Source organism: Bremerella sp. P1 (assembly GCF_028748185.1).
Classification (GTDB): Bacteria; Planctomycetota; Planctomycetia; order Pirellulales; family Pirellulaceae; genus Bremerella.
On sequence record NZ_CP118164.1, the window covers coordinates 4,874,385 to 4,900,579 of the forward strand.

23 protein-coding genes are annotated in these 26,195 nt (G+C 56.9%); 9 read left to right on the forward strand and 14 right to left on the reverse strand.

The window, feature by feature from the left end:
* Positions 1-118 precede the first annotated feature (118 nt).
* A complete protein-coding gene (locus PSR63_RS20515) occupies positions 119-676 on the reverse strand; it encodes an RDD family protein (protein ID WP_274327542.1) in 558 nt (185 codons plus the stop codon).
* 63 nt (positions 677-739) lie between these two features.
* Positions 740-988 (reverse strand): hypothetical protein, encoded by a 249-nt coding sequence (locus tag PSR63_RS20520; RefSeq protein ID WP_274327543.1) that lies wholly within the window; start codon positions 986-988, stop codon positions 740-742.
* Positions 989-1,162: 174 nt separating this feature from the next.
* On the opposite strand from PSR63_RS20520, the gene PSR63_RS20525 reads away from it, so the two are divergent.
* Positions 1,163-1,555: a hypothetical protein gene (locus tag PSR63_RS20525; protein ID WP_274327544.1), complete on the forward strand. Its 393-nt coding sequence runs from the start codon at positions 1,163-1,165 to the stop codon at positions 1,553-1,555.
* Between the two features lie 40 nt (positions 1,556-1,595).
* Here PSR63_RS20525 and PSR63_RS20530 read toward each other — a convergent pair whose 3' ends face one another.
* Positions 1,596-2,165: a hypothetical protein gene (locus PSR63_RS20530; RefSeq protein ID WP_274327545.1), complete on the reverse strand. Its 570-nt coding sequence runs from the start codon at positions 2,163-2,165 to the stop codon at positions 1,596-1,598.
* 159 nt (positions 2,166-2,324) lie between these two features.
* Here PSR63_RS20530 and PSR63_RS20535 point away from each other — a divergent pair, with 159 nt between their 5' ends.
* Positions 2,325-3,671 carry a sulfatase family protein gene (locus tag PSR63_RS20535; RefSeq protein ID WP_274327546.1) on the forward strand — a complete coding sequence of 449 codons (1,347 nt, stop codon included), beginning with the start codon at positions 2,325-2,327 and terminating at the stop codon, positions 3,669-3,671.
* A 31-nt stretch (positions 3,672-3,702) separates the two neighbouring features.
* On the opposite strand, the gene PSR63_RS20540 is transcribed toward PSR63_RS20535, so the two are convergent.
* Complete coding sequence (locus tag PSR63_RS20540) at positions 3,703-4,506, reverse strand: hypothetical protein (RefSeq protein ID WP_274327547.1); 804 nt, start codon at positions 4,504-4,506, stop codon at positions 3,703-3,705.
* A gap of 298 nt (positions 4,507-4,804) precedes the next feature.
* Between PSR63_RS20540 and PSR63_RS20545 the strand changes: the two genes are divergently transcribed.
* The gene (locus PSR63_RS20545; protein WP_274327548.1) at positions 4,805-5,431 is read left to right on the forward strand and encodes a hypothetical protein; all 627 of its coding nucleotides are present in this window, start codon (positions 4,805-4,807) and stop codon (positions 5,429-5,431) included.
* Between the two features lie 103 nt (positions 5,432-5,534).
* Here the strand turns inward: PSR63_RS20545 and PSR63_RS20550 are convergent, their stop codons facing one another.
* Complete coding sequence (locus PSR63_RS20550) at positions 5,535-6,458, reverse strand: serine/threonine-protein kinase (protein WP_274327549.1); 924 nt, start codon at positions 6,456-6,458, stop codon at positions 5,535-5,537.
* A 225-nt stretch (positions 6,459-6,683) separates the two neighbouring features.
* Here PSR63_RS20550 and PSR63_RS20555 point away from each other — a divergent pair, with 225 nt between their 5' ends.
* Positions 6,684-6,812, forward strand: a complete 129-nt coding sequence (locus tag PSR63_RS20555; RefSeq protein WP_274327550.1) for a hypothetical protein — start codon at positions 6,684-6,686, stop codon at positions 6,810-6,812.
* Between the two features lie 134 nt (positions 6,813-6,946).
* On the opposite strand, the gene PSR63_RS20560 is transcribed toward PSR63_RS20555, so the two are convergent.
* Positions 6,947-8,269, reverse strand: coding sequence for a GDSL-type esterase/lipase family protein (locus PSR63_RS20560; protein ID WP_274327551.1), 1,323 nt, complete (start codon positions 8,267-8,269; stop codon positions 6,947-6,949).
* 190 nt (positions 8,270-8,459) lie between these two features.
* On the opposite strand from PSR63_RS20560, the gene PSR63_RS20565 reads away from it, so the two are divergent.
* The 4 genes from PSR63_RS20565 to PSR63_RS20580 all read left to right on the forward strand — a co-directional run bounded on the left by PSR63_RS20565 (position 8,460) and on the right by PSR63_RS20580 (position 13,575).
* A complete protein-coding gene (locus PSR63_RS20565; RefSeq protein ID WP_274327552.1) occupies positions 8,460-9,551 on the forward strand; it encodes a DUF2817 domain-containing protein in 1,092 nt (363 codons plus the stop codon).
* A 160-nt stretch (positions 9,552-9,711) separates the two neighbouring features.
* Positions 9,712-11,058 (forward strand): substrate-binding domain-containing protein, encoded by a 1,347-nt coding sequence (locus tag PSR63_RS20570; RefSeq protein ID WP_274327553.1) that lies wholly within the window; start codon positions 9,712-9,714, stop codon positions 11,056-11,058.
* A 12-nt stretch (positions 11,059-11,070) separates the two neighbouring features.
* Positions 11,071-12,585, forward strand: coding sequence for a sugar ABC transporter ATP-binding protein (locus PSR63_RS20575; RefSeq protein WP_274327554.1), 1,515 nt, complete (start codon positions 11,071-11,073; stop codon positions 12,583-12,585).
* 12 nt (positions 12,586-12,597) lie between these two features.
* A complete protein-coding gene (locus PSR63_RS20580) occupies positions 12,598-13,575 on the forward strand; it encodes an ABC transporter permease (protein ID WP_274327555.1) in 978 nt (325 codons plus the stop codon).
* A 78-nt stretch (positions 13,576-13,653) separates the two neighbouring features.
* On the opposite strand, the gene purQ is transcribed toward PSR63_RS20580, so the two are convergent.
* From purQ to PSR63_RS20600, 4 genes are all read right to left on the reverse strand, one after another.
* Positions 13,654-14,433, reverse strand: a complete 780-nt coding sequence (gene purQ / locus PSR63_RS20585) for a phosphoribosylformylglycinamidine synthase I (protein WP_274327556.1) — start codon at positions 14,431-14,433, stop codon at positions 13,654-13,656.
* Positions 14,434-14,455: 22 nt separating this feature from the next.
* Positions 14,456-17,380: a phosphoribosylformylglycinamidine synthase subunit PurL gene (gene purL / locus PSR63_RS20590; protein ID WP_274327557.1), complete on the reverse strand. Its 2,925-nt coding sequence runs from the start codon at positions 17,378-17,380 to the stop codon at positions 14,456-14,458.
* Positions 17,361-18,218: a prephenate dehydrogenase gene (locus PSR63_RS20595; protein ID WP_274327558.1), complete on the reverse strand. Its 858-nt coding sequence runs from the start codon at positions 18,216-18,218 to the stop codon at positions 17,361-17,363. Before PSR63_RS20595 ends, purL begins: the two co-directional genes overlap by 20 nt.
* Before the next feature lie 183 nt (positions 18,219-18,401).
* Entirely contained in the window at positions 18,402-19,475 is a 1,074-nt protein-coding gene (locus PSR63_RS20600) for a hypothetical protein (protein ID WP_274327559.1), read from the reverse strand.
* A 309-nt stretch (positions 19,476-19,784) separates the two neighbouring features.
* Between PSR63_RS20600 and PSR63_RS20605 the strand changes: the two genes are divergently transcribed.
* Positions 19,785-20,846, forward strand: a complete 1,062-nt coding sequence (locus PSR63_RS20605; protein WP_274327560.1) for a type II secretion system F family protein — start codon at positions 19,785-19,787, stop codon at positions 20,844-20,846.
* Positions 20,847-20,911: 65 nt separating this feature from the next.
* Here the strand turns inward: PSR63_RS20605 and PSR63_RS20610 are convergent, their stop codons facing one another.
* The 4 genes from PSR63_RS20610 to PSR63_RS20625 all read right to left on the reverse strand — a co-directional run bounded on the left by PSR63_RS20610 (position 20,912) and on the right by PSR63_RS20625 (position 26,030).
* Positions 20,912-22,639: a flotillin family protein gene (locus PSR63_RS20610; protein ID WP_274327561.1), complete on the reverse strand. Its 1,728-nt coding sequence runs from the start codon at positions 22,637-22,639 to the stop codon at positions 20,912-20,914.
* Positions 22,640-22,759: 120 nt separating this feature from the next.
* Positions 22,760-23,395: a hypothetical protein gene (locus PSR63_RS20615; protein ID WP_274327562.1), complete on the reverse strand. Its 636-nt coding sequence runs from the start codon at positions 23,393-23,395 to the stop codon at positions 22,760-22,762.
* 430 nt (positions 23,396-23,825) lie between these two features.
* Positions 23,826-24,341: an REP-associated tyrosine transposase gene (locus PSR63_RS20620; RefSeq protein WP_274327563.1), complete on the reverse strand. Its 516-nt coding sequence runs from the start codon at positions 24,339-24,341 to the stop codon at positions 23,826-23,828.
* A gap of 378 nt (positions 24,342-24,719) precedes the next feature.
* On the reverse strand, positions 24,720-26,030 hold the full coding sequence (locus PSR63_RS20625) for a lactate racemase domain-containing protein (protein ID WP_274327564.1): 1,311 nt from the start codon (positions 26,028-26,030) through the stop codon (positions 24,720-24,722).
* Positions 26,031-26,195: the final 165 nt, after the last annotated feature.

A 26,195-nucleotide genomic window follows, 5' to 3' on the forward strand; every position in this document is an offset into this window, starting at 1 on the left:
ATCGATGTAATCAAATACTTGCCAATTTATACTGACAGGGCCTGATTGGAATGGACGCGCTCGGTGGGACAAGTACGCCAGATTGCATGTTCACGTGTCTGGGGTGGGGACTTGCTTACTATAACTGGTCAGCGTCTTTCGGTCGATGAACCCGCGGGTAGGCAAACGCAAAACTCATCGCAAAATAACGTGTGAGACTGACCGGCCCTCGTCCCACGGCCTTAGCATTCCGTTTGATCAGATAAGTCCCTAGGTAACAGTCCCGTAAGATTTGCCGCTCGGAATCTGCCCCGATCCAACATAGGTCTACTAACAAGTTGAAGGGGGTTAACACCCAGATCAGCATCCGCATGGTCATCACCCAGAGTGATGGCGGACCGCCACTGGCGGAGACAATGTTAATTCCCATCAGACGGTATCCCAGCGTCCCGAAGCGAGAGCGTTTGATCGGGGCCAGGTAAAACCAAACGATCGCCAGGTAACCGGTCCAGAACACGGAGCTGGGGTCGGTGCGAATGACGCCTGCGATGATCAAGAACATGAAGGGGATCCACATCAGCACGCCCAACACGACGAGCACGACCGAGTCGATCAGGTAAACCATCAGCCGACGGAGAATGCCCGCGTAGTCGCGTGGATCGTAATAGTCTGCTTCCCCCAACGAGTGGTCCAACAAGCGTAGCTCCTTCTTGCTCGGCAAGTGCCAATTGATGAATCAGTCCGAAACAGAACAGGGCAATCACGCCCCCAAGTCTTCCACAAAACGTTGTTCGGGATAGACCCGATCATAGTCGACGCCCAGCTGCTCGGAAATGATTCGCCGAACCTTCAGTGCTCGCTCGCGATCGACCCCCGGCGAACACCGGCGGATGAACTCGTCTTCAGAAATCGGCGGCCATTTCTCAATCGATGGTCGGGGCTTCGTAGGCCAACAGATGGCAAGAACCAGGCCCAGAACGAGCAGCGTGACAAAGAGAATTGTGGCCATTACGAATTGACCTTCAAGTGGCGACGCAGGTGGGGGCGAATGATGCCTCATGATACGTCTGACGGAAGGACGTGGTCAATTCCATCGGCTGCGCGTTTCGCGTTGCCATCGCCGAGCAATCGCGGTCTGATAGATAGTAGTGGTAAACGCGACAACTCTTGGCAAAGGCAAACTATGCGAGCCTGGCTCAATTCGATCGCCCAGTGGTGGAATGACTGGGTTGGTGACAAGGAGATGGAAAACTCCATTCGCCATCACCTCGACCAGTCAGGCTACTACGGGGCGCTTGCGCAGATCACCAACGTACGACTCGTCGCCATCCAGCGTCCCGGCTGGCTGCAAATCTATCGCTTCGAGGTCAAGGCCCGCGTGCGGATCGATGCAGAAGAAACCGACGGCCCCGATCCCGCACCGCAACATGCCCAGCTACTGGGGCTCGTGCGGCAAGACTTCCGCAAATCGATCAACGACATCCGCCTGTTCGACCAGCCGCAAGCCCGGCGAGAACTGTTTCGCGATTGGGCGGAAGGACTCATTCAGCTTCGCGGGGCCGAAGGGTTGGGTTGAGCTTGCGTGATCTAAGGTTTGGGAATGCACGGAATGCATTCTAGGTTCGACTGTACGACCTGCTTGCCAAGTACGCTTTGCAAATGGCGTACACAACGAGACCGAAACCCGCCAGGACGATGTTGAGCAGGCAACCTTGAATGAGCGTTGTCATGAGCGTGGAAGTGAATTCCATTTTGGAAACATCGAAGTCGCCCGTTTTGAAGAAAAGACTGGTCAACGTCAGTGCGATGATGCCGCACCATAGGTCGACAAAGAATCCAACGGGGAACAGAAGCGAAATCGCAATCCTCGTCCCGTAAGTGATCCTCAGAGTCGTTTTGACTTCAGGCTTCTGTCGTAGCGGATGTTTTCGTGTCCACACATCCAAAAATGTATAGCCTATCGCGAAAATGATTACACCCGTTGTCATGCCACTTATGGCAGCCATCGTTGCGCTTGCCGCGATCACCCAGCTTGGAATGGCGCTGATTCCGCATATCAAAGACCACCGGATCGCTGCCTTGAGGGTTGCTACGACAAGTTCCTCCACCGGTTGCGGCGGCTCGACATCAAGGGCATGCGAACTAGCCGCCGGCGATTGAAACGGGTTGTCGGGTTCTGGCGTCAAGATCTCAGCCTTGCGGCGCGGAGGGCGTGGGGTGAACTTGCGTGATCGAGAAACTAAAGCATCGTCAATTCGGTCGTGCTACAATAATATAGCGTACGTTGCCCCTGGCACGTCGCCTCTGAAAATCACTCCCCCGCACCTCATCCCCCTCAGAAGTTCATGAAAACCCTCTCTGCGTTGCTAATTGTTTTACTGACGGCCTGTAGTCTCTATGCCGAAGACAAGCGGCCCAATATCGTGTTGCTTCTCAGTGATGATCAGGCGTGGACCGACTATGGGTTCATGGGGCATCCCGATATTCAGACGCCCCATCTGGATAAACTTGCCCAGCAGAGTGTCGTCTTTGAACGAGGCTACGTGGCGACGGCCCTTTGCCGGCCATCCCTTGCGACGCTGATCACCGGGCTATATCCGGCACAACATGGCATTACGGGAAACGATGTCGATGGTCACAACAATCGAGCCGCGCTCGATAAACCGCTGCGAGAGGCTTTCCATAAGCACCCCAGCATTGTTAAGCAGTTGACGGCCAGCGGTTATCTGACGCATCAGTCAGGCAAGTGGTGGGAAGGATCTTGGCAGGACGGCGGCTTTACGCATGGAATGACACACGGCGATCCGGCCCGGGGTGGACGTCACGGCGACGCTGGTCTGGCGATCGGCCGCAAAGGGATGCAGCCGGTGACGGACTTCATCGATCTGGCCGTCCAAGAGGACAAGCCGTTCTTTCTGTGGTATGCACCCTTCTTGCCGCATACGCCCCACAATCCGCCCAAACGCCTGCTGGACAAGTACACCCAAGAGGGCCGGGCCGCCGATGTGGCTCGCTATTACGCGATGTGCGAGTGGTTCGACGAAACGTGCGGTCAACTGCTTGATTATCTGGAGCAGAAAGATCTTACCGAAAACACGATGGTCTTCTATATCTGCGATAACGGTTGGGCCGCCCCCAGCACGAGAGCGGATGACCCGAATCAGAAACTATGGAAAGGCTACGCTCAGCGTTCCAAAAGTTCGCCCTACGAGAATGGAATCCGAACGCCGATCATGGTCTCGTGGCCTGGCCACATCAAGCCTTCGCGCAGCGAAGACTTCGCTCACGCCATCGATTTCTTTCCGACCGTCGCGTCTGCCGCCGGCATCAGCACTCCGGCCAGCCTGCCAGGAATCAACCTGTTGGACAAGGAAGCTCGCAGCGATCGCAAGCGAGTCTTCGGCGTTACCAATTCCACACACAACATAAGCCCAGGAAACACGGATGAAACCTTGCAGTACTTGTGGTGCGTCGAAGACGAGTGGAAGCTGATCGTCCGTAAAGATGGCAAAGACACAACGCAGTACAAAGCTCTGCATGTGTGGGATACGGCCCCGGTTCACCTCTACCATATCAAAACCGACCCCCACGAAGAGCACGACGTGGCAGAGAAGCACCCTGATGTTGTTGCCCGGCTAGAGAAGGCGATTGATGCCTGGGCGAAGGGGCTTGAAATGTCGTCAGGTTCATAACGCAGCCTGGGTCGCGACCCAGCGATCCTGGCTACAGGTTCATTGGCTGCGACTTCTTGCGTAGCGAGTAGCCGCTCAGGCGTACCACGCCGGCGACCAACAAGATCACAATGGCCGACGTGGCGTTGATCGCAATAAAGTCTTCGATGCTTGGGCCTGGTCCCGCGATTTGCTCAAAGGAAATCAACTCTCCGTAGGTCGCGGCGCACATAAAGAGAATTGCCAACGCCACACCGGGGAGAGCCATGCGCTGCATCAACGGGGCAACCACCAAGGGGAAGGTCATGATCATTCCGGCGACCCCCAGGAAGATGAAAATGGGAAGTTCCGATCCTGATGCCATCTGAACGCCGGAAACCAGCGCTCGGATGATTCCCAGCAGCACCCCCACGATCGCCATCGTGATCAGCAGGTCTCGCAGCCCGAAACGAACGGAAGCCGCATCGGATTCGGCATTGGCATCTTCGCGATATCGCAGATGGAATCCTAACCCCGCGTTTAGCGTCCAAAGTGGCAGTTGCAGCAATAGCCATTGAACAAACAGCCAAGTGCCCACAACAAAGACTCCGTTGCTGGGGCCTGAGTTGATGGAAATATTGATTCCCACGGCGACCAACAGCATACAAACCCATGCGATGGAAAGAGGCAAACGCCAGATGACCGGGCCTGGCCCCAAAGCACTCCAAGCCGCGGCAAGCGTCGCACTTGCCGATAACGAGCCCAGGAAATATCCCAAGAGGATCGTTTCTTTGGGAGGAGTGATCGTGACCGACAGCCAGTTGATCGCGATGAATGCTCCTGCCCAGACATAGACCCAGTATCGCGCTGGCAACATCGATCCACCTACGAAGAGAAAAGAGAAGAAGCCCCCACTCTACTTCAAAACAGAGACGCTCGGGAGTCTTCCCACGAAATCGCCGACATTCAGTTGGGTGGCCGTGATGAACGGGTCCTTCCGACAAAACCAGCGCGCACTATCTTCCGGTGGCCTCAGGCTGGTATAACTAAACCTTGCACGGGGACTCTTCCCCAAAACAATGTTTCTTTCTGTGTGACGCTGATCTCTGGCCAGTGTCTTCATTGCCAAGCACTTTTGGCGAACCAGTTTCCCTTAACCGTTTACGAGTATTTCCATGTCGTCATCGTCCCACGCACAACCTGATCCCAGTGGATCGTTCTCCAGAGAGAACGCTCCGCAGGTGGTGGTGCGCGCTGGCAAGACGTACGTGTGCTCGGCCTGCGGGACATTGGTGGAGATCCCGGTGGATGTCGTCGGGCAGTTGGTGATGGCTGTCGAACCTTCCTCGCCAGACGAGAAGGAAGAGACCGAGCCTGAGGAGCAGGTACCCGCACAGACAAGCAAGACTCTGGTTGAAGTTGCAGCACCACGTTTACCGCCCAAGAAGGTCAGGCCACAACGGCCAAACCGCCCGCAGCAGCCTGCGAGGGAAACTCTTGTGGGCGAGTTGATCGACGGGCTACGTGTTCCATCGGCTAAAGAACTCGACCGGGCGCTGGCGTGGGTTTCGTTTCACCTGAAAGTGCTCGACCGGCAAGGGAGCGAAATTCGACGGCTGAAGAAGCTGCTCAAGAACCAATCGAGCGAGAGAGTGCCAGGCCCATGTCTTCCTGGGCGTGCGAAAGAGATTACTCGAGAAGAACCGGTTGGTCGCGCCTGCGGTGCCCGTCACAGACACGCCCCAGCCGACTTGGGCGTGGCACCCATGGTGGATAACGCAAACGAACGCGGGCCTCCCTGACAATCATGTCCCCTCTTTCTCGAAGACGGTGGAGAGGGGAAAAGATAACCGGTTACTACGTCCCAGGTCTGCTTGGGCGTGCGGTTGATGCTGCGCGGTTGCGTTACGCGGCGAACTTCATCTTGGGGCCGGGCGAGAGCAATTCGATTTCCACCGCCGCCAACGCCTTCACCAGGGCAGCATCTGGAGAAGGACGGCGCAGCGGATCTTTGGCCAGCATTTGACTAACCAACTTATCGAGCGAGCCCGGAACATGCGAAACCAGGGAACGCACGTTTGGGGCTCGCTGCGACAGTTGAGCTTGGACGATCGCGTCGGTCGAGGTCTGGTCGTACAGCTGACGTCCGGTGATCAGCTCGAACAGAATGACGCCCAGGCTATACGTATCGGCCTGGGGCAATACCGGCACGCTGGTGGTCAGCATCTCGGGTGGTAGATACCGAAGCGTGCCTTGGCGATCGCATTTGCGGCTGGTGCACGGCAGGCTCAAATCGACGCGTTGGGCGAAGCCAAGATCGATGAGCGTCGCATGCCCGGTGTTGGACAGGACGATGTTGTCCGGCTTCACATCGCCATGGATCCAGCGGGCATCATGCACGTGGGTAAGTCCCTGGGCCAACTGCCGCGCTGTCCACACGGCACTACCCAAGGGAAAGGATTTCCCTTCGCTCAGGATTTGCGAGAGCGTTTGCCCCCAGACCCGTGGCATGACGACGAACGAGCCAGGTCGGGTGTCGATGACCGGAACGATGTGGGCCGAGGTGATCTCGCTGCCGGCGTCCGCTTCACGGCACAGACGCTGGACAAGCAGCCGGTCCCCTTTGAATTCCGGACGAATCGTTTTCAGGGCGAAGTCCCAACCACTAAAAGAACCTTCGCTGGGACGGGCTCGGAAGACGCGAAAATACGTACCTTCCCCCAATTGCGGTCCCACTTCCCACGAACCGTACAGACAGCGTGGAGAGCGGCGACGTGCCGGAGAATACGTTGGTGATTTGCCGATGGTCGTCAAAGCGTGACTTTCCAAGCCGTTCCTTGGCCGTAAGAATCCGTGAATATCATCAATATTCGGCCATCAGATACGAAAACTCTGATAGTGGCCTGAGTTGTCCCGTTATCGGGGCCATTCGGGATTTACGGCCTGGGAAGCTTAGGTAACCCAATTCACCCCCTTTGGAAAATTGGCCTGTTTCAAGTAAGATAGCTAAGCATCTAGGCAAATTTTGGACACTTCACAAAGGTAGAAACTCGAATGAAGAAGCTCGGATCCTTTCTGGTTCTCGTAGCCCTGACTGCTTTCATCGTCGGTTGTGCACCCAAGGGTAGCCCTTCGACTGGCAACCCTAACAGCAACAACACCGCCACCAACACCACGCACTAAGCGTAGTGCCGGCAGGCGTTTACCCCATAAGCACGTCCAAAAAAAGAAAGACCGCCAAGCGAATTGCTGGCGGTCTTTTTAATGCGCAGTCGAACGTCGATTATCAGGTTTGGAAATGATGCTTCCGTGAAGGACTACTTCTTTTCCTTCACTTGAATATGGCGGTATTCCATCTGGCCGCGGTCGCCCTCCAGACCGATTGGGCCGGTGTCTGGCAGCTTGAAGGCTTCTTCCAGGACTTCGCCATTGCAGGTGCAGCGGGCCGTGTTGCCGGTGACCTCGACGACCAACTCGTTCCAGTCTTGCGGCTTGTAGTTCTTCAACTCCTTGTAAGGGCCGGCCAGTGGATAGTCGCGACATTGCAGTTGCGGGGCGCGAATGAAGACACCGCTATCGGCGTTGGGCGTTGCCCGGAACTCGAGCTTCAAGATGAAGTCATTGGGGAACTCACGCTGCGTCCACATCTGTTGAATGCGGCGGCCTTCGGCTGGCGTCGTCACGACGATGCGATCACCGACCGCTTGGTAGCGGCCGTCGACGCTTTCGGTCTTGCCGTCAAAGGTGATGTCCTCTTCAAAGATCGGCCAGGCAATCGCGATCTTCTTCCCTTTGCGTTCTGGATTGGCTTTGAACATCCAGCCGGTGAGGTCCTTGCCGTTGTACAGGCTCTCGAAGCCAGGTTCCGGCTCCCATGGTTCGGCTTCAGTTTCGACGTAGCCGAGCGTCGCGAAGATCGGCGTCAGGGCAGCGGCCCACTTGGCGTAGCCTTGCTTGTTGGGGTGCAGCAGGTCAGGGAACTCTTCGGCCTTGGCATCCCCTTCTTCGTTCGCGAACGGCAGCCACGTTTCGAGCACGATCACTTGCGAATCGCCGTGGGCGACCTTCTCGTACAGCTCGTTGATCTTTTTGATCTTCTCCGCCGAACGGCTCTTCTTAGCCGAACTGGGGAACACCTTGCACAAGATGATCGGCATCTCGGAATCGTGCTTCTTGAGTTCGGCGATGATCAGCTTGGCGTTCGCCGCGATCGTTTCAGGCTCGGCTTTTTCTTCCAGGTCGTTGGTCCCCATCAGCATGACGACGCCCTTGGGGTTGAGTGACAGGACGTCTTCTTCCAAGCGAATCAACATGCCGCGCGTCGTATCACCACTGATGCCGCGGTTGGCAACCTTCAGGTCCCCAAAACTGCCGCCCATATTGTCGCCCCAGCCTTGGGTGATCGAGTCACCCAGGAAGACGACGGCACCTTGATCCTTCTCGATCTGCTTCGACCAGTTCGCGCGGCGGTTCTGCCACAGATTGCGGAACCAATCATAGCGGCGAATCGGGCCATCCCCTGCCAAGCCTTCATTGCTTTCGGGAATCGCGAAACTCTTTTCCTGAGCAGTCAGTGGTGACTGGGGCAGGAATAAGACACAAGCAGCCAGCAAAAGCAACGACAACGATCGGTAGGACATCGGGGAGTCTCACGGTGAATAAGTGAATAGGGTAGGCAATGCCGGTGTATTATAGCCTCGACGAAATCGAGATGCATCCGTCTTCCCCCTCCGTTGTTTCGGCCACATTCTGGGATCTGGAGAAGTATTCAGGTAGGCTGAATCGATCAGATCTCGCTTAACGACTAGCAATCTTGAGGTTGTCGCAACTGTGTCCCGTTACTTCTCAAAGGATTACGCCGAGGCCCAGTCTCGTTTTCGCGAAGGGGCTACGAAGCTTGGCTTTTCGCTCGAATCGCATTCGATCGGCGTCCAAGGTCCAGATGGCAACGACCTGGAGTTCGACGTGGCTTGTTCGACCGGTGGTGATCCCAGCCGGGTGATCGTCTTATCGTCCGGCGTTCATGGCGTGGAAGGCTACTTTGGTTCCGCCGTGCAGATGGCGATGCTTGAGCAATGGACCCAGGCGGGCATGCCGTCGGCGAAGGTGGTGATGCTGCACGGCCTCAATGCGTATGGCTTTGCCTGGTCACGGCGATTCAACGAAGAGAACATTGATCCGAATCGCAATTTCCTACTGCCTGGCGAGGCGTTCTCTGGCTCGCCGCCTGGGTATGCGGAACTGGACAGCTTTTTAAATCCTAAGCGGCCACCGTTCTCTTTTGAACCATTCAAAGTGAAGGCCGCCTGGTTGATCATGCAGCATGGCATGAAGAAGCTCCGCAGTGCGATTGCCACGGGACAGTATGACTATCCCCAAGGATTGTTCTTTGGCGGCCAGGGACCATCTCGCATGCAGTCGATCCTGCAGCAGCACATGCCCCGTTGGCTGGAAGGAAGCGAGCAGGTCATTCACCTCGACTTTCATACCGGCCTGGGCGATTGGGCGACTTGGAAACTGTTAATCGATTACAAGCTGACCGACCTTCAACGAGAAACGCTTACCCAATGCTTTGGGCCGGAGTCCTTCGAGGCGAACGACGATAGCGAAATCGCTTACGATGCCCGAGGTGGCTTCGGGCAGTGGTGCGTTGCCCAGAAGTATGCCCAGCACTACCTCTTCGCCTGTGCCGAGTTCGGCACGTATCCGCCGGTGAAGGTCCTCGCCGGACTGCGTGCCGAGAACCAGGCCCATCACTGGGGCAGGGCAGAGGACACCTCGACCCGCAAAGCCAAACAGCGGCTGAAGAATCTTTTCTGCCCGGAATCGCCGCAGTGGCGCGAGACGGTCGTGCAAGATAGCCTGAAGTTGATCCATCAGGCCCTCGGCAATTTAGACGCCCCCGGAGAATCGGGCACGTAACTCTACGGCTTATACCTGTCACGATGGGCAGGAAGCTGCCCGGCGATGCGCTTTAACGTCGTGGATAGTTGCCTTGAGCTTGTTTGCGGCTTAAGATAGCGTTTTTCTCTTCAAATTCTCGGGTTTTCCCCTCGCACTGACTCCTCGAAGGATCCTTCCCTTGAATCGACTTCCCAGTTTGTTGTTGGTTTTGTTGGTCGCCACGACCTTTGTCAGTTGCCGCGCCAAGACAGAAAATCAGGCTGCCGGTAGCGGCGGTTACGAGTTTCCGATCGAAGCAGGCAAGTATCGTATTCTCGGTATTCGTACCGACAATACCGACCATGCCCGGGCCAAGCAGAATGCTGAGTCGGCGATCGCCAACAATCCAAACCTGAAAGCGATGGTCGGTCTGTGGGCCTACAACCCGCCGATGATCCTCAGTGCGGTTGAAGGGGCCGGCAAGACAGGCGACATCCAGGTGATTGGTTTCGACGAGGACCCGGTCACGCTCAAGGGAATTGAAGACGGCAAAGTGCACGGCACGGTCGTTCAGCAGCCGTTTGTCTTCGGTTACAAGTCGGTCGAGTTCCTCTCGGCTCTGGCTCGTGGCCAGTCGCTCGATATTCCTGAAAGCAATTTGATGTTCGTTCCGTTCAAGGCCATTCGCCAGGACAACGTCCAAGAGTTTCAGGCAGAGCTGAACCGCATCAAGGCCGGTAACGGAACGCCACCCCCACACAACCAACCCAACTACGACACCAGCGAGAAGGTGAAGATCGCTTTCCTGACCAACACGGTCGATCCTTTCTGGAACTATGCCGAAGAAGGGGTTCGCGTCGCCGAGCCGATCTTCAACGCCGAGTGCGAAGTCTACCATCCGCCAAACGGTACCCAGGAAGAGCAGAAGCGTTTCATCGAACGCAAGATGGGGGACGGCTGTCAGGCCTTGGCCATGAGCCCCAGTTCGCCGGAAAGCCAAACCGGTTTGATTAACAAGGCAGTCGAAGCCTTTGGGGGTAACGTCATCTGTCATGACTCGGACGCCCCGAACAGCCAACGCAAGTTCTACATCGGAACGCACAACTACCTGGCCGGTCGCGAAGTGGGCCGCTTGGTGAAGGAAGCCATTCCTGACGGCGGCGACGTAATGATCTTCGTCGGTATGATGGAACAGCTCAACGCCCAGGAACGCAGTGCCGGCGTGATCGACGAACTGCTCGACAAGCCAATTCCTGCGGAAATCGCCAAGTACATGCCGAAAGAGCCCGTGGCTGAGGAAAAGAAGCCGGAAGGCGATCCTATGCCGATGGAAGAAGCCCCTAAGGAAGAAGCTCCTAAGGAAGAAGCTCCTAAGGAAGAAGCTCCTAAGGAAGAAGCTCCTAAGGAAGAAGCTCCTAAGGAAGAAGCTCCTAAGGAAGAAGCTCCAAAAGAGGAAACTCCAAAAGAGGAAGCTCCTGCGGAAGAAAAACCTGCTCCCGACCCGGCGCCGATGAAGGAAGAAGCGTCGGAAGAAGCGGAGAGCTAATCGCGACTTGCCATGAGCTCTTCCTCCCCTCCGCTGTTAGAAGTCGAGCGAATCTCGAAGCGATTCCCCGGCGTGAAGGCTTTGTCCGAAGTCTCGCTGCGCGTCGGTGCTGGCGAGTCGATTGCCGTGATTGGCGAAAACGGCGCCGGCAAAAGCACGCTGATGAAAATCCTGGCCGGGATTCAATCGCCTGACTCCGGCACGATTCGGGTGGAGGGAAAGCCGGTCGAGATCCGCAGTGTGAACGACGCGCTGGAACTCGGCATCGCCTTGATTCACCAGGAATTGAACCTGTGTGATAACCTCTCGGTCGGTGCCAATATCTATCTGGGCCGCGAACCGAAGAAGCTGGGGTGGATCGATCAGGCCGAGGTGAATGCCCTCTCGCGAAAATATCTTGAACAGGTCGGGCTGAAGATCGATCCGCGGAAGCTGCTGGCGGATCTTTCCATCGGTCAGCAGCAGCTGGTCGAAATTGCCAAGGCCCTTTCGTGCAACGCGAAGCTGTTGATCATGGACGAGCCTACCTCGAGTCTGTCGGCCCGCGAGGTCGATCGGCTGTTCGAGGTGATCGGTTCGCTGCGAGCTTCCGGCGTAAGCATCGTTTACATCTCGCATCGCCTGAGCGAAGTGCACCAGGTTTGCGATCGTGTCGTGGCTTTGCGTGACGGTCAGAACAGCGGCGAGCTGGCCCGTGAAGAGATCTCGCACGACAACATGGTGCGGTTGATGGTCGGGCGTGAGCTCGATCAGTTCTATGCCCACCAGCCGGTGACGCCCGGTGAGGTAGTGCTTAGCGTGAAGAACGTTCGCACGCATGCTCATCCAGGCCATGAGATCAGCTTCGAACTGCGGGCCGGAGAAATTGTTGGCCTGGCAGGGCTGGTCGGGGCAGGGCGGACGGAACTGTTCGAGACCCTGTTCGGTATTTATCCGCCAGAAGGTGGCTCGATCGAAGTTTCCGGAAAGCCTGTCAGTATCCGTTCTCCCAAGGATGCGATTGCCCACGAGATTTTCCTGGTGCCGGAAGATCGCAAGCAGCAGGGGCTCGTCCTTCCCATGGATGTCGGACAGAACACCACGCTGCCGGGGCTGCATCGGCTGTCGTACTTTTCGTGGGTCGATACGCGACAAGAGCAACAACTGGCCGACGACATGGTCAAACGCATGCGGGTCAAAACGCCCAGCACGCGGCAAATTATCCAGTACCTAAGTGGCGGCAACCAGCAGAAGGTGGTCATCGCCAAGTGGCTGGCCATGAACCCCAAGATTCTGTTGTTGGACGAACCAACCCGCGGGATCGACGTGGGGGCGAAGCATGAAATTTACGAGCTGATGGAAGAGTTGGCTCGCAAAGGGGTGGCAATCCTGTTTGTTTCGAGTGAAATGGAAGAGATCCTGGGAATGGCCGACCGCGTGCTGGTGATGCACGAAGGGTCCATGTCTGGGGAGCTTACCCGTGACCAACTCAGTGAAGAGGCGGTCATGCATCTTGCCACCGGTCAGCAACTGACGGCTGTCGAATAAGAGAAGCACTGAATGCTTAAGAATATCGTTCTATTGCTGTTGATCTTCGCCATCTTTGGCGTGACTTCACTCATCGCACCGACGTTCGCCAGCGGCTATAACCTCGACATCATGGCCCGCTGGACGGGCCTGTACGGGATCATGGCGATCGGGGCCGCGTTTGTGATCATCGCCGGAGGGATCGATCTGTCGATGGGATCGATGGTCGCACTGATTGGCGTGCAGTTCGGCATTCTGATCAACGACCAGCAAATGAACCCTTACGTGGCGATGGTTATCGTCCTGGTCGGCGCGATGCTGATTGGGCTCGGGTATGGGCTGTTGATCACGAAGCTGAAGCTTCAGCCATTTGTTGTTACGCTGTGCGGACTGCTCGTTCTACGGAGCGTTGCCCGGTATCTGGCGCACGACGATAAGATCTCGAACTTCGTCAGCCCGGATGGGGGCACTGATATCAGCTTTTTGACCTCGGCCGATTTCCTGTGGATACCGCTTCCCCTGTGGATGTTGTTGATCCTGGGGGTTCTCTCGGCATTGGTATTGAATAAGACCACCTTCGGGCGATATCTGAAAGCCTTGGGTAACAACGAACAGGCGGCTCGCTATAGCGGTATCAATACCGACTGGATCACGATCGCCGCGTACATGGTGTGTTCGTTGATGGCGGGCATCTCGGCCATTTTATTTGCGATCGACCTGAACAGCGTCGGCCCGAACGAAGCAGGCACCTTCTACGAACTGTACGCGATCGCCGCGGCCGTGCTCGGCGGGTGTAGTCTACGTGGTGGTACCGGTTCGATCGTGGGCGTGATCCTCGGCACGGCCATTCTGCGAGAGCTGTACCAGGCAATCGAAACGCTGCAGGTTTCGGAACTGGAAGGAACCGTCATCGGCTTTGTCATCCTGGCCGGCGTGATCGCCGACGAGATCATCCGCCGCGTGGTCGATGCCCGCAGGCGCAAGCAGGAAGCCGGCGCGGCAAGCGGGTGACGCGACACGATCGCTCGCGATACGAAAAAACGAACTCGCTGAGGAGTTCGTTCGCTCGTTTAATCGTGGTAAAAGCTTTTACCCAAAGAACGCCACAGCGTTCTGGAATACCTTCAGCCCTTCGCCAGGGTCGGTTCCTTCGCCGCGGGTCCAGCGAGGGTGGTGCGTTTTGTCGATGTAGCGTTCTGGGTGCGGCATCAGGCCGAAGATGCGACCCGTTGCATCGCACACGCCGGCGACGTGACGCTGGGCACCGTTGGGGTTGTCGGGGAAAGTGACTTCGTCTTCCCCTTCGCGATTGGCAGCGTAGGTCAAGCAGAGCTGGCCTGCGGCTTCCAGGCTGTCGAGCGTGGCTTCATCGCGGGCGACGAAACGGCCTTCGGCGTGGGCGACCGGGAGGTACATCTGGTCGATGCCTTGCAGGAAGACGCACTTGCTGCCGGAGGTCTTCAGGTTGACCCAACGATCCTGGAACATGTGACAGTCGTTCCAGGCCAGCGTGCTGGAAGGCAGGCCTTGTTCGTCATCGGCCAGCAGCAGACCCGTTTTGATCAGGATCTGAAAGCCGTTGCAGATGCCCAGGATCAGCTTGCCGTCTTCGTGAAACTTCTTCACGGCATCCATCAAGTGATGACGCAGCAAGCTGCCGACGATCCGGCCGGCGGAAATGTCGTCGCCGTAACTGAAGCCGCCGGAGAGGGCGAGGATCTGATAGTCGTGCAAAAGCTCTGGCTTTTCCAGCAAGCGGTTCAAGTGCACGCGATCGGCGGTTGCACCGGACTGCTCAAAGGCATAAGCGGTTTCCTGGTCGCAGTTGGTACCAGGCGAGCGAATCAACAAGGCTTTAGGCTGAGCCATCGTACGAGATCTTTCCGTGTCACTACCAATTCAGGGGAGCTTGCCAAGCCTGTTTCAACAATTCGATCGGTTCATCGAGCAGCTTGGTTTCGCCGTGGGTGACGACCAATTCTTTGTGCTCGGCGACCTGACCAATGTGGGCAAACGGTGCTTCGCCAAGTGCGGCCTCGAACTCGGCTGCGGAGGCTTCCGGCACTTCGCAGACGAAACGTGTATTCGATTCGCTGTACAGCAGTTGAACCGCCGAAGGGCTTTCCAACTCGTGCGGAATGTTGTCGAGCGAGATGTTCGCTCCGATTCCACCAGCGAAGGCCATTTCCGCGACGGCCACGGCCAGGCCACCTTCGGACAAGTCGTGACATGCCCGAACCGTCTTGGCCCCGATGGCTGCGTGAATGCCGCCGAAGACTTTCTTGGCCAGTTCGGTATCGACTTGAGGAACCTGACCACCCAGCTTGTCGTTGACCACGCTCCAGTGCGAACCGCCCATTTCGTCCTTGGTCAGACCGACCAGGTACAAGCGGTTGCCCGACTGTTTCAGGTCCATGGTCACACAGGTCGAAACGTCGTCGACTTGCCCCATGGCACTGATGAGCAGTGTCGACGGAATGGCGATCGTCTTCTTATCGCCGTGCTCGTCGAAGTAGCTGAATTCGTTGTTCAGGCTGTCCTTGCCGCTGATGAACGGTGTCCCCAAGGCAACGGCCAGGTCACGGCACGCCAGGGCGGCGCGGACCAACGTGCCAAGCGTTTCCGGTCGGTCGGTATAGCCCCAGCAGAAGTTGTCGAGGATCGCGATCTTGGAAGGATCGGCACCCACGGCAACGCAGTTTCGCAGGGCTTCGTCGATGGCACTAGCGGCCATGTCGTACGGATCGAAGTCGCCGAAGTGCGGGTTCATGCCGCAGGAAAGGACGATGCCTTTGCGGCTGTTCAGAACAGGACGAACCACGGCGGCATCGCTCGGGCCATCGTTCTGCACGCCGACCAGGGGCTTGATCACGCTACCGCCTTGGACTTCGTGATCGTACTGGCGGATGATCCATTCCTTGCTGGCCACATTGAGCGAGCTGAGGATCTTGCGAAGGTCGTCACCAAGCGACTTGCCATCGCTTCCGTTGAGCGCCAGCGGCTGAGTCGTGGGCGGCGTGAAGACTGCATCGCGAACGATCGGCGGGCGACCATCATGCAGGAACCGCATGTCAAGTTCGCCCACCGTGTTGCCGTTGTAGGTCAGCGTCAAGTTGCCGGTCGGAACGAACTTGCCGAGCACGACGGCTTCGCTGCCTTCGGAGGCGAACAACGCTTGCAGTTCAGGCCACTTCTCTTCCGGCACGGCCAGGACCATACGTTCCTGGGCTTCGCTGATCCAGATTTCGGTATAGGTCAGACCTTTGTACTTGAGGGGAGCCTTTTCGAGCCAGACTTCGGCCCCGAGCTCTTCACCCATTTCGCCGACCGCACTGGAGAAACCACCAGCACCGCAGTCGGTCACGGCGTTGTACAAGTTGCGATCGCGGGCCTCGAGCAGGACGTCGAGCACCATCTTTTCGGTGATCGCGTTCCCGATTTGTACGGCACCACCGGAAAGGGATTCACTTTCGCTGGTCAGTTCGGCCGAGCTGAACGTGGCACCGTGGATACCATCGCGACCTGTGCGACCACCGACGGCCACGATCAGGTCGTTCGGCTTGACTTCTTTGAACGACATATCGACCGGGATCAGCCCGACGTTGCCGCAGTAAACCAGCGGATTGCCCAGGTAACGTTCGTCGAAGTAGACCGCACCGTTGACCGTAGGAATACCCATCCGGTTGCCGTAGTCTCGCACGCCGCTGACGACACCCTTCATGACGCGACGCGGGTGCAGCACACCTTGCGGGAGGCTGCCGGGGTCGGTCTCAGGCGGAGCGAAGCAGAAAACGTCGGTGTTACAGATCGGCTTGGCACCCATGCCGGTGCCCATCGGGTCGCGAATCACGCCACCGATGCCGGTGTTGGCACCACCGTAAGGTTCCAGGGCACTGGGGTGATTGTGCGTTTCGACCTTGAAGCAAATGTTGTATTCGTCGTTGAAGGTGACGATGCCGGCGTTGTCTTTGAAGACACTGACGCACCAGTCGTCGTCTCCCAGGCTCTTACGAATCTGTTGGGTCGCCGCGAAAATCGTTTCCTTCAACATGTTGTCGAAGTGCAGCTCTTGCTTTTCGTCTTTGTAGGCGATCTTGCCGGCAAGTGTTTTGTGGCTGCAGTGCTCGCTCCAGGTTTGAGCGACCGTTTCCAGCTCGATGTCGGTTGGATCGCGGCCCAATTCCTGGAAGTACTTCTGGATCGTCTGCATTTCGACCAGCGTCAGGTAGAGCTGACCTTCCTTGCTGAGCAGTTGCAGGTGATCGTCGTCGAGCGAACGGATGTTGACGGTCTTCAGCTCGAATGGCTGCGACTTGCCAAACGACAGACGCTCCAGGTCCATCGGACCGTAGATGACCTGTTCGACCGAGTCGTTGGCCAGCAGCTTGGTGACCAGACGTTCGGTTTGGGCGTCGTCCAGTCCGCCGATCCAGTATTTGCGGAACGTACGAACGGCCTCGGCAGGCTTGCCAAAGTCGGCAATCGCCGCTTGGGTACTTTGGGCCACGGGATCCATCACGCCCGGCTTGGGCATGACATAAATCAGGCGGTCGTACAGCGTCGAAGGCGTTTCCGCCATGATGGCTTCCCCGGCCTGAGCTACGACAGCCCGTTCCACCACGTTGTCGACCAGCAGTTGGTCGGCGAGCAGCTTGATGTGATCCGCGTCGAAATCGGCCTGGACGAGAAATCCGTGCGCCGTGGCAATTTCGAGATGGGTGGCGATTTGCAGGTCTTCGGCGTCGGCAACGATGGAGGCGGCCAATCGATCGACGTGTCCCGAAGCGGGATAGATGTCAACTTCCCACAATGTCACGGTGGTGCTTTCCCTGTTTTAGGAGCTTGATCCAATGCTCTTCTTGACCTGCTTCCAGCGAGGTTCGAAAGGCAGCCAGCAATTTCTCAAAGTTCGCTAGCGTCTGCAAGACGTGGCCCCGATTGGTGGTGAGGATCTGACGCCACAAATCGATGTCTCCGGCCGCAATACGCGTGGTATCGGCCCAACCCGTACTGGTAAACTGGAGCATCGCTTCGGGGGTGGAAGCTGCCACCAACGCCGCGATAACGTGGGGCATATGGCTCGTAGCAGCCACGACCGCGTCGTGCTCGCTAGGGCTCATCTCGTGGACTTCGCTTCCGAGCGATTCCCAAAATTTGCGGACAGTCGCTTTGGCAGTTCTTTCCGTTTCCGCCACGGGGGTGACGATCGTAACGCGATTTTGGAACAGATCGGCGGTGGCGAAATCGCTGCCGCTCTTGTCGCTGCCGGCCATGGGATGGCTACCTACGAAGTAGACATCCTTGCGACCGCGAATCGACTCACTCAAATGGAGGGTGTCCACAATCTTCTGCTTGGTGCTGCCGGCATCGGTAATGATGGTGCCGGGCTGGCAGAAGGGGACTAACTGCTCGACCAGCGGGACGATCGACTCGACCGGCGAGCATACGACGATCAAGTCAGCGCCGCGAATGCCGGCCTGCCACTGGGTGGTTCCCTCAGAGATGCATCCTTGCCGCTTGGCCTTGGCCAGCTTTTCTTCGCTGCGACCGATGCCCACCACCTTGGCGGCGATTTTTCGCTTCAGCGCAGCCAACCCAATCGAGCCGCCAATCAGCCCTACACCGAGAATCGATACTTGTTGAAATTCAGGCATCTGTCGCAATATAAGGTGGATGGGCAGACAAAAACGAGTTGGAATTATAGCAAAAATTTAAGCCGCAGTACGTCCGCAAAGGGGAAAACTCGAGGGAGTTTTCGCGAGCCGGTCGGCAATGAAAAGAGCCTGGGAGTTTCCTGCCAGGCTCTTGTGGAATTGACGTCTCGTCGAACGACGCGTTTACGTGTTGTCCGGCAGGCGAACCAGCGTCATCTGCTGCGTCGCTCCGTCTTCGTAACGAAGAACAACCGGGGTCTCAGGCTGCGTCAAGCTGTTCAGATCGGTCTCGAAGATCACCTTCTGGCTGTCACCCACCGACCAGGCAACCTGTTGCGTTTGCTTGTCGATCGATCCGGAAATCGCCTGGCTGTTGTCCGAGATGATGTTGTAGTAGGAACCGGCGATGTTGCCACTCTTGCTGACCGAAAGCTGCATCAGCATCTGCGGCTGGGTATTGTTTCCCTGCACCAAGGCATAGACCCCAAGCGGCATCCAGGCTTCGTTGGACTGCGGTTTCGTGTTGGGCTGAGAAAGCTGGTCCGCTTCTTCGCTGCTGGTCGGCGCCGGTTCTCCGTCGACATAGACGACCGACTCGTTGTAGTTGTAGCTGACCGGTGTCGTCGAAACGCCTGCCACCCAGCCGGTTACCGCCGCGAAACTGGCGGCCGCCCAGGCGTCGGCATGCGGATGGGTGTACTGCCAGGCGTTGGGATGATCGGCATACCAGGCGGCCGTGAACGGATCAGGCTGACCTGCCAGGTAGTTGGAAACATCGTTGTAGATCTCGCCAGATCGCTGCGAGAAGTTTTCTTTGGCCTGTTCTGCTTTGGGTTGTAGTTCACTCTTCTGGCTGCTCAGGCTTTCCTGGCGATCGGCAAGCGATTGACTGCGGTCGTCGGAAAGTCCCAGGAAGTCTTGCAACTTGGCCTGGGATGCATCGATGGCACCGGTTCGCTGGAGCGGTTTGCCTTCCAGGAAACTCGACAGCTTATCTTGCGAGGAAAGGTTGCTGAGGCTGCGCGAGGTCGAATTCAAACGCGTCGAAAGATCTCGCGACGTGGGACTTGAGGGGATGGATGGAGTGCGGAAACTACTTTCATTCAAGCTCGGTTTGACCTGGGGCGTCGGGCGCGACGTACCTCGCGAAGGACGTGCACCACCGCGGCTACCGCCACGAGGACCGGCCCAACTATCGACGACGAGAAGACAAGTGACACACAATGCGAGCGCGCATACCAAGCTGGAGTTCTTCATCAATTTTCCCACCAATGCTGTAGACCTAGATGTCTGGAAAAGAAGTTCGACAGGAGCGATGTCCGTCATCAGTAACCATAGGGCTAACTCGGCCTTTCGAGGGGTAGTTTCACTCAGCTTTCATAAAAGATCATGAATCCCACATTCCATAAATGCGCACAGCCGAAGGAAACGCACCGTCCGTATTTTCAGAACGAGCCGCACAGAGCGATCTCCAGCGTTGCCAGGCAGCAACTCTGCCGTCTGGTTGCATCTTTGGTAGCCCTTTCGCATGATGAAATGAGTTGCCACCTTTAACCGGAACCGCTCATGCTCTTTTCGCCACGTATTCGTACCGGCCAACTCGTTCAACTATGTCGCCGTGTCGGCAATCAGCTGCAGGCTGGGGTCGATGTTCGACGTGTGTGGCAGCGAGAAGCCGAGCGTTCTTTCGGCACGCAGAAGCGGATGATGCTTGAGATCACCGAGAGCATTGACCGAGGTGGGGCGATGCACGATGCGATCAATCGCACCGGCGATTATTTCCCGAAGCTCTTTCGGCAGATGGTGGAACTGGGGGATTCGACCGGACATCTGGATCGCATCTTCCTGGAAATGGCCGATCAGTACGAGCACCAGATCAGCCTGCGTCGTTTGTTCATGGCCGGCATCCTCTGGCCGATGATTCAGCTGGTGCTGGGGATTTTGGCGATCGGCGTCATGATTTATGTCATGGGCTGGGTGCAGGAGATGGGGGGGACGAGAGTCGATCCGCTGGGCATCGGGCTGGTTGGTGCCAAGGGAGCCGCCGAGTACTTTGCGATCGTCGGCACGGTTTTCTTTTTGGCGTACTGCGTCTACTTCCTGTGGTCGCGGGGCCAATTCAGCTTTCTGCAACTCGACCGCATCGTGATGAATATTCCTGGTCTGGGGACACCGATCCGAACGCTTTGTCTGTCGCGGGTGGCCTGGGCTATGTCGCTGACGATTGGCGGTGGGATGGATATCCGCAAGGCGATGCGATTGTCGCTAGAAGCCAGTCGTAGTCAGTACTACGAACAGTTTGCCGACCAGGTCGATCGCGAACTTATCGCCGGCGAAGAGATTCACGATATCTTGCGAAGGACACGTAGCTTCCCGCCTGACTTTTTAGACGTGGTTGAGACGGGCGAAATCTCGGGGACGCTGGCCGAGTCGATGGAGAAGCTTTCCGAACTTTATCAAGAGAAAGCCCGGGCCGCGCTCAATACGCTGGCTGTCATTGGCGGCGTGTTCATTTGGTTGATGATTGCGGCTTTGTTTATCGTGGTGATCTTCAAGCTGTTCTTCGCCGTGTATCTGAACCCACTGCAGGAAATACTGGATAACCCGATGGGTAATCCTCGCCGATAGCCGCCAAGAAACGAACAACGGCCACGCAAAGTGGCCGCTGTGTTTTCGTTGAACTTAGGCAAACGTTAGTTGGCCGAAGGTTCGGTTTCGGTTGGCTTGCCTTGGCCGTTGGCCAGCGCTTCGGGGTCTTCCGTGTAGCGGACCAGGGCTTCGGGCAGTTCGATGCCGCCGATGTCTTTCATGACCTGCATCATTGGAGGCAAGGTCTTGGCCATGCCGCTGAGCCAGTCGGCCGTGTTCGAGCGACCATTCTGACCACCACCTTCCCAGACGACCACCTTGTCGAACTTGATGTTCGAGATCGCCTTGGCACTGCTTTCGGCCAGCGTATCGAGGTGTTCCAAGAGCATGAGCTGGAAGGCTTCCTTGCTGCTACCGCAAGCTTCGACGATCGCCTTCAAACCTTCACCCTTCTTGGCCAGCTTTTCGTATTCACCGCGGGCTTCGGCTTCCAGTTTGGCGTAGATCGCATCGGCTTCGGCTTGGGCCAGGATACGTCGTTTGGCCGCTTCGGCGGCCGAATCGACTTCGATCTTGGCTTTCTCGGCCTTGGCAGGAGCTTCGAGCAACGCACGCTTCTCGGCTTCCACGCGTTCGGCTTCAGCGACGGCCGCTTTGGCAAGAGCACGGTTCTCGGCCTCTTGCACGGCACCTTCCGCTTCACGCTTGCGGATTTCACCGCGTTCGTAGGCTTCGGCCCGTTTGACGGCCAGCTCGGCCTTCGAGGCCGCGACCTTGGCTTCCGAAAGGTTTTCCCCTTCGATGGCGGTCGCGTCGGCTTCGGCGATGCGGATACGCTTTTCGCGTTCGGCGTCTTTCACCTTCGCTTCGCGGTCGTACTCGGCGTTGCGTTCACCGATGATTGCTTCGGCGTCGGCGTCGGCGATGCGAATACGCTTTTCACGCTCGGCATCTTTCACCTTCGCTTCACGCTCGAATTCGGCGGCACGTTCACCGACCGTTTGTTCTTTTTCGAGTTCGGCGATACGGATGGCCTGTTCGCGTTCGGCTTCGCGAGTACCGATCATTCGGGCCTTGGTTGCATTGGCAACTTCGACTTCACGATCACGCTGAGCGGATGCGACGCGAATTTCACCCATCTTTTCGTTGTCGGCCACGTCACCACGAGCCTGTTGAATGGCGAGCGAGGCAGCCTTCTGACCGATGGCGTCGATGTAGCCTGACTCGTCGGTGATGTCGGTGATGTTCACGTTGATCAGCACCAGGCCGATCTTGTTGAGTTCAGGTTCGAGCGAACGCTGAATGTGTTCGAGGAACGTATCGCGGTCGCGGTTGATTTCTTCAATCCGCATGGACGCGATCACCTGACGCAGCTGACCGAAAATCAATTCTTCGGCCTGCTTGCGGATCTCGTTGGTGGTCAAGCCGAGCAAACGAACGGCCGCGTTGTCCATGACGCCAGGCATGGTGCCGATGGCGACAGTAAAGCAACTAGGCACGTTGACGCGGATGTTTTCCGACGACAGAGCACCACGCAGCGGAATTTCAATCTGAATCGGTTCCAGGCTCAAGTAGGCGTAGTCCTGGATCAGCGGGATGACGAACTTGGCACCACCGTGAACCGTTTGAGCCGACTTGCCACCGCCGGTGCGACCGTAAACGACCAGCACGCGGTTACTGGGGCAGCGTTTGTACTGACTTTGCAACAGGATCAAAAACCCGAAGAAAGCCATGACGACCAAGATAACGATGATCGAGACGATACCCCAGAAACTGCCGAACCAGTCGAGCAGTCCACCAGAGTCTTGGGCGATTAACAGGGCGTATTCCATGAGCGGGGTTCCTCGATGTCAGAGCTCAGTGCCGGCGCAATCCGCGCGCAGCGGCATCTAGGGGTATGTAGGTCACGATCTACCCATCCTGGGGCAATCGGTGAAAGACGAGACGTTTTTCTAGTGGGCCTGTGCCGTTTGTTCCGGTTCTGCGGAATCTGGCTGCACATCGGACTGAGTCGAAAGCGGAACGACCAGCACAATGGTCGGACTGACGATTTCGATGACCTCAACCGGCGTTCCGGTCGTTAGCTTTTCGTTGGCAGTCGTCTGGGCAGCGAACTCGACCAGTTGATCCTGGACGCGAAGCGTGATCTTACCGACACCGCTCTTGTTGGCCGGAATCGGGATGTAGACCGTCCCGTGTTCACCCACGGTGTTGCGGATGCGGACCGTACCATCCTGGGCCAGCTTCATCATCAGTTGCATCATCCAGTGCACGCCGTACATAGCGGCCAGGCCGAAGATCACGGCAATGGTGAACGAGACCGGCTCGTTCAAATCAGCCGACAAACAGGCCAAACCAGCGAGTCCAAAGAAGGTCAGGGCAGTGACGATCGTCTTGAACGAAAGCACGCCGAACAGCGCGGTCGATCCGTGAGAGTCCCCACCGATATCGTCAGGCATGTCATCCGGGATTTCATCCGGAAAATCAGTCCCTTCCAGGCCGACGCCCACGACCGCCAGCAGAAACTGGAGGACGAATACCGTTCCAGCCACAACAGCACAGCCGAGAAACACCCAGTACAAGGACATCAGACGACCCTTTCACAAAGACAAGCAAACGGAAGTAGCGTTTTCATCCGGGTATTCGACCATTTTGCGGTAATCTTGGTCACAAAATGGGGAAATCCGCTTCGAAGCTCTTCTGCCCGTATCTTGGGGTATGGGGGGCAGGGCGTCAAATGAAATTCCCTCGTAGGGGAGGGGATTTAGCCACAGAGGGCACAGAGACCACCGAGGAGGAAATACGAGGGAGAAATCTAACCACGGATTACACGGATGAGCACAGTACACGCTAACCTTGACGGGTGGCCCAGAGATTCATCTCTGGGTAGCCGCAGGCTACAAGCGGCTAACGAATACGCGTTATCAAGATGGTGAGATTCCATTTTCATTTACGCCAGATGCATTAGCCGCTTGTCGGCGATGCCGACCCAGAGATAAACCTCTGGGCCACCCGACGCTAGAATTCGGGCATCGAAATTGGAACGCCGACACTTTTTCCTTTGTCGTACCACCGAGCAGAACTCCATCGCCACTGAGCCGGAAGCAATGCGAACTTAGCCCGTACCGGGTTCATGTGCATGTAGTCCAGTTTCTCCTGAATCTTCGCCGGGTGATAGATTTCGAAGCTGTAGTAGCGCCGTTGCCAAATGGGAGTGTCGTCGCCAATGGCATCACCGTAGCTCCAGGCCCAACGCCTATATTGCTCCTTGATGGCATAGCTCGAGTCGTGTTTCCACTTCTGAATGAAAGACGGCAACTGATTTAGTGTGTCAAACCAAACCAGCGCATGGACGTGATCTGGCATCAGAACGAATCCCGCACATCTTCCGCGATGCACTTTGAGGTTTGTGTTCAGGCAACCCAATACGACGCGATTCGCTTGATCGTATTCAAGTATTCGACGGCGATGGTAACAACTGAACGTCACGAAATGAATGTAGAGTTGTTCCAGAGGCTGCCGTCGATTTGCCATATTTCAAACTCCGTGCGTATGTGGAGGTGGAAAGTCTAACGCAGGCAACCAACCAAGAGCAACGAAAGCTCACCGGGGTGGCCCAGAGATTCATCTCTGGGTCGGCGACGCCGACAAGCGGCTTATGGATGGAGTACGAACAAGATTGAGTCGTTCCATCCGGTTCATGCCTGCTTCATTAGCCGCTTGTAGCCTGTGGCTACCCAGAGATAAATCTCTGGGCCACCCTCACATAAACACAACGCATATCCGTGCGATCCGTGGTCACCCCCTTTTCTTCTCACTTGGAATGTAGTTCGAAATAAAAAACGCCTGGGACGATGGTCCCAGGCGTTTCGTGTTCTGAGTGAACTCTGTGTGCTCTGTGGCTAAATCTCTTTAGACCTCAGCAAAGCCAGTCTTGCGGTTGTAGAGCTTTTCTTTGGTGCTCCACAGACCGGCCGATGGCGTGGCGATGAAGAAGATCTCTTCGCCGTCAGGCATCGTGTTGAAGCCTTCCTTCATCTTGTCGATCGGGTAACGCTTCAAGGTTTCTTCGTAGTCGGCGTAGGCGAAGTGAACCTGTTCGACTTCTTCCTGGTTCAAGTGGCCTGGAGCGTAGCGAATCGTGAAGCGGCCTTCCGACGTGCCGTGCATCAGGTGAGCGGTGCCGTGAGCCAGGTCCTGCATGTCTTCGTTTTCTTTGTACAGTTCCAGGATCTTGTCGGTCGGCTGGTAACCATACTTGCGAATCAGTGCGTCGACGTCAGGCTGTTCGCCGAAACGCTTCAGACCAGGAGCGATCACCAGCAGCTCGCCGCCGTCGGCGATCGCCATGCGGGTACGGTAGACGCTCTTGTTGGCAACCCAGGTGCTGAAGAACTCGTCGCCTTGCATGACGCAGACGATCTTCTTGACCGGCTCGTCGAAGACGGTGATGTTCTCGGCCCGCGACTGTTTGGCGGCGTTCAGGTAGGTTTCCAGGTCGTCGCCGATGTGGATCCCGGTATGAACGAGTTCGCCTTCTTCGTTCCGAGCGAGAACCACTTGCACGTAGAAGTCAGGCAGGTGGCCGAGCATCTCTTCTTCGGCCTTGTTGAACACGGCACGCACGGGCGTGATCAGGTTGCCGAGGTTGTTCTCGATCCCGCAGCTGGCGGCCATCATGTGCGAAGTGCAGATCAGGTCCTTGCCGGCCAGGCCGATGAAGTAGTTCTTGTTGTGGTTGGCAAAGCCGAGCACTTCGTGCGGGACGACGTGACCGATGTTGATGATCAGGTCCCATTGTTCTTCCATCAGCATCTTATTGAGCCAGATCGGAATGGCCCAGTCGGCAGCGCCTTCGCTGATCTCTTTGACGAAGTCGGCCGAGATCTCGCCCACCTTCACGCACCCATCACGCCAGTCGTGGGCGTGGATGATCTCGTTGGGGATGTTGCCGAACATCTGCTTGTTCTGCTCTGGCGTGTGCGGCTCGTGCTGACCGAGGGTCGGGATCACGTGGATCTCGGCTTCGTCCTTCAGTTTCTCCCAGAAGTACTCGGTGATCCAGCCAGACCCGGAGTGCATGCGGGTAATGTCGGGAGGAAGCAGCAGAACGCGCTTCGGGGTGCCACAGATCCGCTCACGCGCTTCTTCGATCGCGCGGTCGAGAATGGCAAGCAACTCTGGCTTTTTGATTTCTTTTGCGGTTTCGGAAATCCAAGGCATGGCTAGGGTCAATCCAAACTGAGGTTGAAAACGAGAGAAGCCTAAGCGAGCTCTTCCATCTTCATCAAATGGAAGAGCTTGGGGTGCTGATACCAATTCGCCCCTTACCCTAGCCCTCTCCCCGAAGGGGCGAAGGGACGAGACATGGGAGTCGGGCGTGGTACC